The organism is Bremerella sp. P1 (genome assembly GCF_028748185.1).
Classification (GTDB): domain Bacteria; phylum Planctomycetota; class Planctomycetia; order Pirellulales; family Pirellulaceae; genus Bremerella.
Genome location: NZ_CP118164.1, coordinates 3,707,180 through 3,720,524, shown reverse-complemented (window position 1 = coordinate 3,720,524; position 13,345 = coordinate 3,707,180). Strand labels below are relative to the sequence as shown.

The 13,345-nt window shown below is 58.6% G+C and carries 11 protein-coding genes; 4 read left to right on the top strand and 7 right to left on the bottom strand.

Going from position 1 to position 13,345, the window contains the following annotated elements; all coding sequences use genetic code 11:
• The first annotated feature begins 37 nt into the window (after positions 1-37).
• Genes arsS through PSR63_RS15630 form a run of 3 tightly spaced genes read left to right on the top strand, consistent with a single transcriptional unit; the run spans position 38 to position 3,286 of the window.
• A complete protein-coding gene (arsS, locus tag PSR63_RS15640) occupies positions 38-1,081 on the top strand; it encodes an arsenosugar biosynthesis radical SAM (seleno)protein ArsS (protein WP_274326611.1) in 1,044 nt (347 codons plus the stop codon).
• Positions 1,078-2,418: a TIGR04283 family arsenosugar biosynthesis glycosyltransferase gene (locus tag PSR63_RS15635; RefSeq protein WP_274326610.1), complete on the top strand. Its 1,341-nt coding sequence runs from the start codon at positions 1,078-1,080 to the stop codon at positions 2,416-2,418. The genes arsS and PSR63_RS15635 overlap by 4 nt, the downstream gene beginning before the upstream one ends.
• A 16-nt stretch (positions 2,419-2,434) precedes the next feature.
• A complete protein-coding gene (locus tag PSR63_RS15630) occupies positions 2,435-3,286 on the top strand; it encodes a sterol desaturase family protein (protein ID WP_274326609.1) in 852 nt (283 codons plus the stop codon).
• On the opposite strand, the gene PSR63_RS15625 is transcribed toward PSR63_RS15630, so the two are convergent.
• From PSR63_RS15625 to PSR63_RS15610, 4 genes are read right to left on the bottom strand one after another with little or no spacing between them, the layout of a single operon-like run.
• Complete coding sequence (locus PSR63_RS15625; protein WP_274326608.1) at positions 3,283-4,158, bottom strand: hypothetical protein; 876 nt, start codon at positions 4,156-4,158, stop codon at positions 3,283-3,285. The genes PSR63_RS15630 and PSR63_RS15625 overlap by 4 nt on opposite strands.
• Complete coding sequence (locus PSR63_RS15620; RefSeq protein ID WP_274326607.1) at positions 4,155-5,525, bottom strand: cytochrome P450; 1,371 nt, start codon at positions 5,523-5,525, stop codon at positions 4,155-4,157. The genes PSR63_RS15625 and PSR63_RS15620 overlap by 4 nt, the downstream gene beginning before the upstream one ends.
• Positions 5,526-5,537: 12 nt before the next feature.
• The gene (locus PSR63_RS15615) at positions 5,538-7,202 is read right to left on the bottom strand and encodes an NAD(P)-binding domain-containing protein (RefSeq protein WP_274326606.1); all 1,665 of its coding nucleotides are present in this window, start codon (positions 7,200-7,202) and stop codon (positions 5,538-5,540) included.
• Positions 7,203-7,204: 2 nt separating this feature from the next.
• Positions 7,205-8,287, bottom strand: a complete 1,083-nt coding sequence (locus PSR63_RS15610) for a 3-oxoacyl-[acyl-carrier-protein] synthase III C-terminal domain-containing protein (RefSeq protein ID WP_274326605.1) — start codon at positions 8,285-8,287, stop codon at positions 7,205-7,207.
• Between the two features lie 537 nt (positions 8,288-8,824).
• On the opposite strand from PSR63_RS15610, the gene PSR63_RS15605 reads away from it, so the two are divergent.
• Positions 8,825-9,535 carry a hypothetical protein gene (locus PSR63_RS15605; RefSeq protein WP_274326604.1) on the top strand — a complete coding sequence of 237 codons (711 nt, stop codon included), beginning with the start codon at positions 8,825-8,827 and terminating at the stop codon, positions 9,533-9,535.
• 217 nt (positions 9,536-9,752) lie between these two features.
• On the opposite strand, the gene PSR63_RS15600 is transcribed toward PSR63_RS15605, so the two are convergent.
• The 3 genes from PSR63_RS15600 to PSR63_RS15590 form a co-directional block, all read right to left on the bottom strand.
• A complete protein-coding gene (locus tag PSR63_RS15600) occupies positions 9,753-10,172 on the bottom strand; it encodes a hypothetical protein (protein ID WP_274326603.1) in 420 nt (139 codons plus the stop codon).
• A gap of 68 nt (positions 10,173-10,240) precedes the next feature.
• Positions 10,241-11,845: an FAD-dependent monooxygenase gene (locus tag PSR63_RS15595; protein WP_274326602.1), complete on the bottom strand. Its 1,605-nt coding sequence runs from the start codon at positions 11,843-11,845 to the stop codon at positions 10,241-10,243.
• Between the two features lie 228 nt (positions 11,846-12,073).
• Complete coding sequence (locus PSR63_RS15590) at positions 12,074-13,309, bottom strand: EF-hand domain-containing protein (protein ID WP_274326601.1); 1,236 nt, start codon at positions 13,307-13,309, stop codon at positions 12,074-12,076.
• Between the last annotated feature and the right edge of the window lie 36 nt (positions 13,310-13,345).

The window sequence follows — 13,345 nt, the reverse complement described above, 5'->3', positions numbered from 1 at the left end:
TTCAAAACACACCGACCGCCCTGAAAGCGACTCATCGATGCAACTGTCACTTGTCAGACGTCAAAGCACATTGGCCAAAGCTCAGGCCCAGCGCGAAATCCTGCAAGGCAATCAGGTCGCCCAGCTTCCTCAATTCGAGGACTTGCTGCGTCAGCACGCCTTGCCGGTGCTTGAGGCCGCAGGCATTGAAGTCTTGCAGATCAATGTCGGCAAGCTCTGCAATCAAACGTGCACGCACTGCCATGTCGATGCCGGGCCGGATCGCCGCGAGAGCATGTCACGCGAGACGGCCGAGGCGATCATCTCGGCGCTTCAGAAGTTCGAGATCCCCACGCTCGACATCACCGGCGGCGCTCCCGAGATGAACCCCAACTTCCGCTGGCTTGTGGAGCAAGCCTATGCCCTCGATCGACGCGTCATCGATCGCTGCAATTTGACGATCCTGGTTGCCAACGGCTATCGCGACCTGCCCCAGTTTTTGGCGGATCATGGCGTCGAGGTCGTCGCGTCCTTGCCCTGTTACCTGGAAGACAACTGCGACCGTCAACGAGGCGATGGCGTCTTCCAGCGTTCGATCGAAGCGCTGCGCATCCTCAACCAACTCGGCTATGGCCGGGCTGATAGTGGCCTGCGGCTCACCTTGGTTTACAACCCGGTCGGCCCATCCTTGCCACCCAATCAAGCGGAACTCGAAGAGGCCTATCGCCGCGAACTGAAGGCCCGCTACGACATCGTTTTCAATCAACTCCACACGATCACCAACCTGCCGATCAGTCGTTTTCTGGACGACCTGCTGCAAGCCGACAAGTACGAAGCCTACATGCGGAAACTGGTCGACAGCTTCAATCCGCAAACGGTGCCGCATGTCATGTGCCGGACGACCCTCTCGGTCGACTGGCTCGGCAATCTCTACGATTGCGACTTCAACCAGATGCTCGAACTGCCAGTGACCACCCAGCACCGCCGGATTGAAGATTTGGATTGGGACACGATCGCCCGGCGGACCATCGCCACCGGCAGGCACTGCTATGGGTGCACGGCCGGAAACGGCTCGAGCTGCCAAGGTGCGGTTCTGTCATGACAACGCAGCTGATCGTCTTTACCCGCTACCCAGAACCAGGCAGCACGAAGACCCGGCTCATTCCTGCCCTGGGCGCGGAGGGGGCTGCGCTGCTCCAGCGGCGACTCACGTCGCATACCCTCGACACCGTGCGTGCCTTTCAAGAGCAGGCTCCCTGCGCGGCCGAGGTGCAGTTCGCCGGTCGCGATGCGTCCGCGATGCAGGACCTGTTCGGCGACGACATCACCTACGTACCTCAACAAGGAAACGACCTGGGAGAACGTCTGCATCATGCGATTCAAACGGCACTGCATAGCGATGCGGATCGTGTGATCGTGATCGGTGCCGATTGCCTGGATCTCGATGCGAAGACCTTGGCCCAGGCCCATCAACAGCTGGAACGCCACGACGTGGTGTTGGGTCCGGCCGAGGATGGGGGCTATTACTTGATCGGCCTAAAGTCTCCCCGAGAGGCTCTCTTTCAAGACATTCCTTGGGGAACCGATGCTGTCCTTGCCAAGACACTTCAGAAGGTGGACGCGGCGGGGCTGAAACGAAAGCTGCTGCCCACGCTTTCCGATATCGACTATCCGGAAGATCTCGTCCTCTGTCGCCAATGGCCGCAACTGGTCGACGGCATTTTACCGACGCCGGTAGCTGGTCGACTTTCAATCGTGATCCCCACGCTCAACGAGGCAGCGCGTCTGGCCGATACCTTGCAAGCAGTACGAAGCCGCTGTAGCAAGCAGTGCGACCTGGAGATCATCGTGGCCGATGGTGGCAGCCAGGATGACACCGCGAAAATCGCCCGGCAGCACCGAGCCAAGGTGGTCGCCTGCAACCCAGGCCGCGGAATCCAGATGAATGCCGGTGCGGCACTGGCCAGCGGCGAGACGCTTCTCTTCCTGCACGCCGACGCGCAGCTACCAGACCGTTACGACGAGACGATCCGCAGCACGCTGGTTGGCGAGTCGATCGCCGGGGCGTTTCGTTTGCAGATCGATCACGACACGCCTGGGCTACGAATGGTAGCCCACCTGGCTAACCTGCGTTCGCGCGTCTTGCAGCGCCCGTACGGAGATCAAGGCTTGTTTCTGCGCCTGCAGACGTTCTGCGAGCTAGGCGGCTTTCGCAACTGGCCCTTGATGGAAGACTTTGAACTGGTGCAGCGACTTCGCAAACGTGGCCGCATTCAACTGGCCGATGCCTCGATGACGGTCTCGGCCCGTCGCTGGCAGAAGCGGGGGATCATGCGCACGACCTGTTTGAATCAGGCCATCGTGCTGGCTTGGCGCATGGGCGTTTCGCCGCAGCGGTTAGCGATGTGGTATCGTGGAAAGCCTGCGTCTTCCTCCTAAGGTAATTCCAACGAGCATGCCCCCCAACGTCGAGATGATCGTCCGGCTTTCCTGCTTCCTTGGCGTCCTGACCGCCATGGCACTGTGGGAACTCTTCGCGCCGCGGCGGGTGCTGAAGGTCGCCAAAACATCGCGTTGGCTGAGCAACCTGGCCTTGGTGGTTATCAACACGATCACCGCGCGGATCGTGTTGCCAATTACGGCCGTGGCCGCGGCCCTGTTTGCCGAGTCACGCGAATGGGGCCTGTTGTATCTGGTCGACTGGCCGATCTGGGTGGAAGTGATCGTGGCCGTGCTGGTGTTCGACCTGGTCATTTACCTGCAACATGTCATATTTCATGCGGTGCCGCTACTGTGGCGAATTCACATGGTGCACCATGCCGACCTCGACTTTGACGTCACCACGGGGCTTCGGTTTCATACGCTGGAAATCTTACTGTCGGCGCTGATCAAGTTAGCGGTCGTCGTGGTGCTGGGACCGCCGGCGATCGCCGTAGTGCTGTTTGAAGTGCTGTTGAATGCCACGTCGATGTTCAACCACAGCAACATCTCGCTCCCTGCGTGGCTCGATGCGATCGCACGCTGCTTGCTGGTGACGCCGGACATGCATCGCGTGCATCATTCGGTCATTCGTCGCGAGACCAACAGCAACTTCGGCTTCAACCTGCCGTGGTGGGACTTTCTGCTGGGGACTTACCGCGACCAACCGGAAAAAGGACACGACCAGATGGACATCGGGCTCAACGAGTACCGCGACCAATCCCAGGTCGAACGCTTGCCAGGCATGCTGCTACTGCCGTTCACTCGAGCATCCGATGCGTACTCGATTGGTAGCGAGGAAGAACACGATTCCGAGGAAAGCGTCTAGCCTTCGACCGGTTCTGGGTCTTGCGCCGGTGGGCGATTCCTCAGCATCTCGTAACAGACTTCGTCGAACACAATGTGGTAGTAGAGATACTGGCTGGGGTTCGAGAAGAATGCACTGCTGTTGTAGTGACCCCGGTTACTCACTTCCTGCATGAAGAAATCGAGATCGATCTGAGCCTGGCGGTCGTTGGCGTACAGCTGCTTCATGCACCACAACAAAAGCGAGTCCGACCCGAACGAATTGAGCGCCGTGATCGTCGTCCGCAGGTCACCAAACAGGGTGATCGTCGTCACAATCAACAGCACGATGTTCGTCGGCCCGAGCAATTGAAACGAATGCTTCTTGTTCTCTTCCAGCACCTTCTTGCTCAGCAGTTCATGGTCGCTGGGCCGCGCGGCGCGGATCTTCGGCAGGTTGGCCAGGAACTGGTCGCGATCAAAACGGTCGACCACTTCGTACGAGAGCAGGTCGTGCCCGACCGTCAGCTGATTGCGCAGGGCGATATCGATACTTTCCAGGTTAAAGTCGCCATCAATCCCGTTGAGCCGCTTGTCATTCGGTTCGTAGTTTTCGTCATGAGGCCCCAGAATGTGCCGATAGAGCAGGGGCTCGATCTGGACGTGCCGCATCAACAGTTCGGCCGCGTCCTGCGTGGCAACATACTTCAGCCCGAAGGTCATCCACCAGTCGATCAGGTAGGCCTCGCAGCCAAACGGAAAGCGATGAAAAATGAACTTCAGCGGGAAGCTGATCGTCCGCTGAAAGAAGTAGCTGAAGACGATGATCGGGCGCAGGTAATTGAAGTCCCAGCGGTTTCGTTCGCGAGCAAAGATCTCGTTGATGTAGTCGGTGATGTAGGGAAACTGATTCATGATCGCCTTTCCAAGCGGGCCCGTACGCCGTACTTCGGAGTCATCGTCAGATTGGCCGCCATCTCGTGGCGATGGGACTTATCTAGCATAACCTTGTACCGCCGGGCAAGCACGGCCAGCACCACGACCAGTTCCATGATGGCAAAGTGAATCCCGATACAAATCCGCGGCCCGCCACCAAAAGGGACATAGGCATAGACCGAACGTTTGTTCTCTTCCGCCCCTGGCCGGAACCGCTCGGGGTTGAACCGCTCGGGATCTTTCCAGAAGCCAGGATGCCGATGAAGGGAGTAGCGACTGAAGACGACCACCGAGTCCTTCTTAATTGGCACTCCGCCCAGCTCGGCATCGGCGGCCACGTTGCGGTTCTCGAACCAGAACGGCGGATGCAAACGAATGGCTTCCTCGATCACCATGCGCGTGTATACCAGCTGCTCAACGTGTTCCAGCTGAAGCGGTCCGTCGCCGATCACCTCGGCCAGCTCTTGATGCAACTTGTCGCGAACATCCGGATGCTGGTCCAGCTCGCACCACACCCAGGCCAAAGCACTGGACGAGGTCTCGTGTCCGCCGATGATCATCCCCAGCGCCTCTTCGGCGATCTCCGAGTCGGACAGCGGTTGGCCGGTCTCTTCGTCGCGCGCCGCCAACAACCGACTGATCAGGTCGGTCGACTGCTGACTTTCACGACGCCGCTGGATCATCTCTTGCAGAAACTCGTTGAACTCGGCCAGCGCCTGCTTCAGCTTCCGGTTGATGCGCGAGGGAAACCAAAAGCTGCGAATAATCGGCAACGGAGGTTTCGCACTGTACAGATTGATGATGTGCGTCCAGTGACTGATTTGCGGGGCGATCTCGTCGAAGGAGTCATGAAACAGCGCCCGCCCAGCGATTTGCAGGGTTACGTGATTCATCTCGCTGGCGACATCCAGCACCTGACCTGCCTGGCACGTCGGCTCCCAGCGGGCAGCCATCTGATCGGCCGAGTCCCGCATCAGCTCGAAGTACTGCTCCACCGCACGCGGACCAAACAGCGGCTGCATCAACCGTCGAGCCCGTCGCCAGCGATCCCCTTCGGCCACAACCAGCCCGTTACCAAACGCGTTGCGAAACCGGTCGTAGATGACGCTGTTCTTATCGAACGACTTATGCGTCTCCATCAGCACTTGCTTGACCAGCGACGGATGATTCACCAGGTAGAAGCTGAATAGGCCGCGATAATGAACGAAGTCTCCCAGGTCATTGGCCAGCGTGTCGAAGAACTTCGCGCGGTTTCCGGCCAGCAGCCACTGCCGGTACATCAACGGCGGGCGAGCCAAAGTGCCGGTAAAGGTCGTCGACTGCGAATCGGATTGCTGCGAGTCCATAAACGGTGACGCCTAAGAAGGAAGATGAGCAGCCTGACGACGGAACATTCGCCGTACGATTCGAAATCCCCAGTCCAACGGCTTGAGCATCAGCAGCAACAGCACAAACACCGACGGCATGTAGACCGGGGCACCGCCGAAGAAGCGATGCGTCGGCTGATCTTGATAGTAGTAGTGCGCCGTCGTCGCCGGTTGCAACTGGATCCGCCACCACTCACGCAGCGAGCCAGCAGTTTTCACCGTCGGGTAGATCTTCATTTGCCGAGCCAGATAATCGCAATACGGGAACATCTCGACCGGGTAGATGATCTCGAGATCGAGCCGCGGGTAGCGCGCGTAGTTGGCCTCTTGTGCCAGCTTGTGCTGCTGGGCGATATCCGGCGGCCGGGCAGCCGCACCACTGATCAGCGCGGCGATGTAGTTGGCCTGCATTTCACTGATCGAAGGAATATTGCCGATCACCGGTCGGGCAAAACCAACCAGAAAAATGTCCGGGTAGGCCGCATGAACGCATCCCAGGTAAAAGTCGGCCAGGCTCATCGTGCCGCCAGAGATCGCGGCCAGGGTCGACTTATATCCCACCGCAGGCAGGATCTTATTGGGAGCAACATCGACCGTATCGTCGGACTGGAACTGATAAAAGCAGTGCATCGAATCGTCGACCGGCTCGCCCACAATCTTGATGCGCCCATCGGCGACCCCATCCAGGAAGTCGTCGCTCTTGTTGTGGAACATATTGAACAGTTCGTCCTTGGCCCCCTTGGTCAGCCGATAGGCCCACTCCTTTTTCAGTTCCTGGTGGCTCGACTCTGTCGTTTCTCCCCCATGGTTACTTTTCGAGGGAAACCACTTTTCGAAGCGTTCCTGATGCAGCATCCGCGCTTCCACGAAACGTTGCCCAATCCAGTTCCGCAGCACCGGATGGATAGACAGCATCAAGCGATTCCGCAGAAAGTCAGACGGCACACCGCGGATCGGATGATAACGCGGACTTACCCGCACGCCGGTCCGCAGCGAAAGATAGACCTCGTTGCCCAGTTCTGGCCGCGATAACCTCGTCGCATAGTCGACCGCCGATTCACCGCCCCCAAACACAACGATCCGCTCGCCGCGAACTTCCGTCAGCCCATCAGGTGCGTTCAGCTCACGTGGCGAAAGCTTCGGCAACTTCGTTTCGATCTCCTTGCACTCCGCCGTCAGTCCCGTGCAAATGACGACCGCGTCAAACTGCTCGGTCACCGCTTCTTTCTGGTTTTCGTCGCGGGTGATCTGATAGGTGACCAACCAGCCCGAGTCGTTGGCCGCTCGCTGCAGCCGCCCAACCGAATGCCCCAGCTTGATGTGGGGGCGCAATTGGAACGCATCGGCAAACTGGTTGAGGTATTCGCCGTATTCTCCATCGCGAAAGAACTCGGCTCGGCTCTTCCCTCCGTCACTTTCCACGGCCGCATCGCGCACCGGAAAGCAAGTGAACTGGGTCGTGTACTTGGTCGAGGTCGACACGAAGCCGGGATAGGGATTGCCCCACACGCCGGTGATTCGCTCTCCCTTTTCAAAGCAGACAATCTGCCAATCAGGCAGCGCATCGATCGCCGATTTGAGCGTGATGAGTCCGCTGCTGCCGCAGCCGATGATAGCCAGCTTCTTGCCGCCGCTTTGCATGTTCGCGTCACTCACCGTCATACCGCCGTCAAGCTCACGAGAACGAAATTGAACTGGCCCGACTCGGGGATGAACAGCAACAGGCGATCTCCCGGAGCAATCTCGTGCGTGCGGACGAACTCATCGAGCATGACATAGATACTCGCCGCCCCTGTGTTGCCGGCCGTTGCCAGGTTCGTCCAATAGGGAGGCATTTTCTCGGGATCGGACGAGAACTTCTGCATCGTCTTTTCCATCTTCCGGCGGAAGAAGTACGACGACATGTGCGGCAGGATCATTCGGTAAGCGCCCAACTGCTCGTCGTTCTTCTCGAGCGCCGCCGCGACGAACTCTCCGGCGAACTGATACAAGTGGCGCGTGAGGATGCCGACGTCCTGGCTCAGCAGCCGATTCGAGTTATCGAGCTTCATACACAGGGGAGCCCGATGCGCAAACGACATCGAGTGGGTCCAGTCGACGCGAAACGATAACCCCTCGGCAAGCGGCTGACTTTCCAGCAAACACGCGCCACCACCATCGGAAAGCATGAACCGCAAAAAGACCGACATGAACCATTGGCTTTTGCGGAGGTCAGCATGTTCGGCCCGATCGTCGATCGGACGAATCGAGGAGGACTTCAAAATCTCGGAGGCATGCTCGGTGCCGATGCTCAGGGCCGCTTGGTGTTCGCCCAGCTTCACGCTTCGTACGGCCGCTACCAAAGCCGCCGATGCGGACGTACAGATCCCCCCATGCGAACTCAGTTCCAAGGATCGATCGACGACGCCAGCTTCGCCCAGGCGGCTATGAATGATCGAAGCGATCCCCGGTCCGGAATATGGGGCGTAGGTCGAGCCTGCCGAAAGGAAGGTCACCGGCGATCGCGGGGTGGCTTCGCTCAGACAGGCCTGCGTGGCCCGCGTGGCCAGGTCGTAGACATCGTGCGTGGCCTGTTGTTGTCGATCCGTCGCGTAATGGCGGGAAACGATGCCGTTCATCTTGAGCACGCTCTGAGCAACCTGCGACTCGCCATCAAGCGAGCCCAGGTACTCGTGGATTTCCTCATTGGAAATCGCCGGCCCAGGCAAATAAGAGCCTGTCGCCGTAATGAAACATTCCATCGTCTTCGACTTTCAGACACGAAACCCCGGAGCGACTTCGTTGCCGACTGGCGGAGCCTGGGAGATAAGAGAACATTGCTGTCACTCTAGCCCCCTGGGCCTCATCCGTCCAGACAACATGAGGGACGGAAACACCCCCTTGTCACTTCCGCCTTCTGACTAACATCGTGGAAAACGGCCTTACCCAGTCAGGGCACGTTGGCCTTGTCCCTACTACGCGTGGAAGAAGTCCTTTTCGGTCAACGCGCAAGGTCCCAAATCCGGCAATTGTCCCTCGGCAGAACAAATTTTTCGCGCGCACTATCTTACGGCAGCGCTCGTCCTGTAAATTACATGTACATCCATCGAAGCACTCTCGCTTCCAGGTGCACGCCCAAGTCTTCTTGGACGTGGCAGTCCCAACCGCGGTGTGCCACTGGCCTCTGGCCAATGCTCTGGCACCCAATTGGGATGGCTCACCATTTTCTCACTTCGCACTGCCGAGGGCGGCAGTGTCACACGATTCATCAACACTACTTCACCACGCAAGCGAACGTCATGTCCCATCACCACGCGTCACAACCTGAAACACACGGAGCCGGCTCAAAAGCCCATGCTCCGCAGGTTGCCGTGCGCGATGGGAACCGGCTGCTGTGTCCCTGTTGTGGGGAAGTGTTGATGGTGCTGCCGGAGAAGCCGCCTTCCTACGGAGCCAACTGCCAGGCAGTCGCCATCGATCCGGAGATCGCGGCGCACGAGTTCCCTGCAGATCCGCCTCCGCCGATTCCTACCCGGCGATCAACCACGCTTCGGCCTGCGTCACTAGACCAGCGTGAACCGCGCGAGCGCGACGAAGCCACGCGGGCTCGCGAACGCGAACTCTATCGTCTCAAGCGACCCCTGCGAGAACCGCTCACTTATGAAGCGGCCCGACTGTTCGCGTACACCTACTACCGCCTGCAGGCCCTCGACCGGCAACTGCATCGAGAGATTTGCAAGAAGCAGGAAGAGATCGACGCGTTGCAGCGGGAGTTGGATAGCCTGAAGGAAACGTCTTCACGCGAACAACGCGAGACACGGGTGAAGATTCGTCTTCATCACGAGCCCAAGAAGTTAATCACGCCCACGCGACGTCAACGTGTTCGCGGCGCCATTCAAAGACACGCCCAAGCGGACTTGGGCGTGGCACCCGGACGAGTTGGCGATGCGAAGGTCTTCGAAACGGAAACGCAGGAAACGAATGAAGCCCATGAACGCGGACCGCCGTAAAACATCCTGTCCCCTCTCCCTCGCAGGAAGAGGCCTAGGGTGAGGGTTTATTGCGCGACCTTTCCCCTCACATCGCCAGACCGAAGTTCCGATCTAACTTGGAACACCACTTGCGCACGCGCTGCCAACAAGCGAACCGCCCCCTCACCCTAACCCTCTCCCCATAGGGGCGAGGGGACAGGATCGCGGGTGCGCGGTTATGCGCTGGCGACGTCCCCTATTCCTTTTTCGTCAGAACCCATTCGCCCGCGAAGACTGCTTTGCCATCGATGAAGCAGTGGAATTTTCCCTGCGCCTGCTCGGGCGTTTGTACCTTGCCGATGTAGTGAAAGGACAAGATCGAAGACTTCTCGACCTCGGTGACGCCCACCTTGATGGAGCCTGCGTTCATCATGCCCCGTAGCGTTATCTTGTTGCCGGTCATTCCTTGTGTCTTGATCACGACCTCTTGCTTCGTCACTTCCACCTCGGCAGGCAGGGCGATGTCTTGCTTTCCCTTGGCCATCTGGGGTGTGACCAATCGAAGTTCATAACTGCCGCTGGCCAGCTCGGCCGCTTCGATAGCTGCGTCTTGGGCGACGATCGACAACCCAATCGCCAGGCTGCACGCGACAGCCCATTTCAACCGTTGAAACATTTGATGAGGTCCTATCAGAAGAATCAGAAAAAGGACGGAGACCGCCTGAGTTGGAAAACTGCCCTTACTTATCCATTGAGTACACGCGCGAGATAAACATCAAGACCATCCACGCTTCGGCTGCGGTAGGCGATGTAGCCGTCGGGCCGGATCAAATAGAGCCGTGCGTCGTTGCCACCGTAACTTTGCCGCAGCTTGCCTTCCGGATCGGTGATGAGCGTCGCCCCGTCCGGCAGTTCGCCGCCACCTTCCGGACCAACGATCAGTACTTTGAGCCACTTGCCATGGGCCTCCAGTTCCTTCGTGGCGGCTGCCAGCAAGTCGGCATCGATCGTCTCCGCTTCAGGTGGATTGAAGAGCAACAGATGATGATACGGAGCACGCAGCGTGAGAAATAAGCTAGTCACGACCCCGGAAGCCGTGACCGGCACGACGTCGGGAGCCCTGGCCCCAGGCGTCGGTCCAACTTCCAGCGGCTCGAGTTCCAGGCTCAACCGACTCGACCGGTAGTCGAGATCGAGCTCTTCCTGATGATTGCGGAGCGGAAGCCGATCACTCTCCGGCACCACCATGTGATCGCACAGACGTTGTTGCTCGGCGGGGCTCAACTCGGCAAAGTGAGTGAGCTCGTCGGTTGCCTTCTTCGTCCAATGGATGACGTCGGCCGCGACCCGCCGACGCTCGCTTTCGTACGTATCCATCCACCACTCAGGCACCACGCCCCGCAGCACCAGGGCCAGCTTCCAGGCCAGGTTGAACGCATCCTGAATCCCCGTATTCATGCCTTGGCCGCCGATCACACTATGGATGTGAGCCGAATCGCCTGCGAGAAATACGCGGCCAACCCGATACTTCGGGGCGAGACGATAGTGCGTCCGATAGGTCGTCAGCCAACGCGGATCCGAGATCCGAAGCTTGGTGAAGCCACGCTCGTCGACCAACTGCTGAACCTCTTCGAGCGTCGGCGGATGGGTTCGCTCGCTGTTCTTGGGCAGCGTGCTGATGATCTGCCGCCGGCCTTCGTCGAGCAGAAAGATGAACAGGTCGCCTTGGTCATGCAGGCAAAGATAGGCGATCTCCGGCTTGATCGGTCCGTCGATCATCACGTCGGCCGCGAGATAAGGAAAGGGATCGATTTCGCCGGGAAACTCCTCGTCGATATGCCGCCGCGTCGTGCTATGAGCTCCGTCACAACCGATCAGCCAAGGAGCCGTGACCACTTCCTCCGTGCCGTCCGCTTTTCGAATGGTAGCTTGTACGTGGCCATCGTGCTGCTGAAGATCGAGCAGTTCGGTACTCCGCTCGACTTCGATACCCAGGCCATTCAGATGACGCTGCAAAATCGTTTCGGTCTTGCTCTGGGCGAACGCGGCCCCCCAAGGAAACGGCGAGTCGACCGGCAAGTCAGGCGTCGTCGTCACGTGGCGACCGTTGGCATACATACTGATCGCCTTCATGGGTTGCCCCTTGGCAACGATCTCGTCCGCGACACCCAGCATCTGAAACACCTCCAGCGTGCGGGCATGCAGATAGGTCGCACGCGAATGAGGATCGATCCCCGGCGACTTGTCGATGATCCGAACCGGCACCCCATGCCGCGCCAGCTCGGCAGCCATCATCAAGCCAGTGGTACGTCCTCCGACGACCAAAACAGGATCGCTACTGGTGGTCATACGCTCGCGTCCTAATGGGTTACCTTCGATGAGTTAGTCCAGAATCGCTGGCCGCCTGCCAACATCCGAACCTGAAGAATACCACAAAGCGGCATCGGTCGCGCATGCTCTTTTTGATGAAGACCTGGGTGAAACCTCAAAGAAAAACGCACCCTGCCAAAGACTAACAAGGTGCGCTAACGCGAAGGAGGCAACGGTTTGATTTCGATGGGCTAAGGCAGCTTATGCCTATTGCTTGCTGGGGGACGCGACAACGTCGTGGCGAATGCGGAGGTAGTGTTTGACGAACACATCGCGCGGCATCGGCTTGTTAATGTCGACGCCGTCCTTGGTGAAATCAGCTCGAATGTTCTGACTGCGTTGCCACTCGTCGGAGTCGAGGTTGCCGTCTCGATTCGCATCGAAGTTATTAAACCAATAGATGGCCGTTTCCTCAGGCGTCTTGCCTGGTAGCGGCGAGCGTGGGTGTGATTTGGGCCCCAGCAGCCGTTTCCATTCCGCTTGCTGTTCCGGCGTCAAAAGGGCCAGGACCTTCGCTTCGACTTCGGCGGTTGCCACGGCCGTGGCACCAAAGCCGGAACGAAATGAGCGTTGCCGCGGGCTGCTCAACAAGACGGCAATTTGGCGAACCTGGTCCGTCGAGAGTTTCAGTTTCTCAACAATCGATGCATCGAGGATGGCGTCAATTCCGCGGGTTTGAAGGATGAGCTGCTGCACGCGGGCAAGCTGCTGGGGCGTAAGTATCTTGCGGAGCGAAGCATCGGCCGCTTTGCCAACCTCAGGCTGAGCTTTCACGAGCTTCTCCCATTCTTCTCGAATGGCGGTACGTTCGTCTTCGGTCTTGGCATCGCGATGCTTGATCATGTACTCGCGAAGATTAAGTCGCAGTCCCGGTTGGCTCAGCACGGCTTCGATCTTCTCCTTTTGCTCGTCGGTCAGCTGCAGATCGCGTTGCCCGATTGATCGCTGCAGTTGCCCATAAATCGTTCCCTCACCATTGGAAACGCCTGCGAGTGAGAGAGGCGTACTGCCCCTGGTCCCACCGCTGCGAAAATCTGCGTAGTCTCTAACGTTGCATTCGGGGAGGATCTTTCGCAGCAATTCGACTCCTTCCGCCGTAGCCGATGTGTCATAAAGGGACAACGAAGTCAGGGTCTTCACTTTTTCCAAGTGCTTGAGCCCGGCGTTGGTAACGCCCGACCCTCGGACCAACACCGACTTGAGCCGGGGAAATGCCGTGAGCAATTCCAGGTCGGCATCGGATGTCCGTTGGACTCGGCTGAAGCTGATCGAACTGACGGCGTAGTCTTCGTCGATCTGAATGGAGGCTCCCCTCTTGATGAGTTTCGCAACTGCCTGACGTTCCTCGGCAGATGGAGTCGCCGCATCTTGTGCCAGTAGATTGGGACTAGCGTAAAGTAGTCCGAGCAACGTAACCGCTAAAGCCAACGCGTGATTTTGCATTACTCCATCTCCTCGAACAGCGATCAATGACAGGGT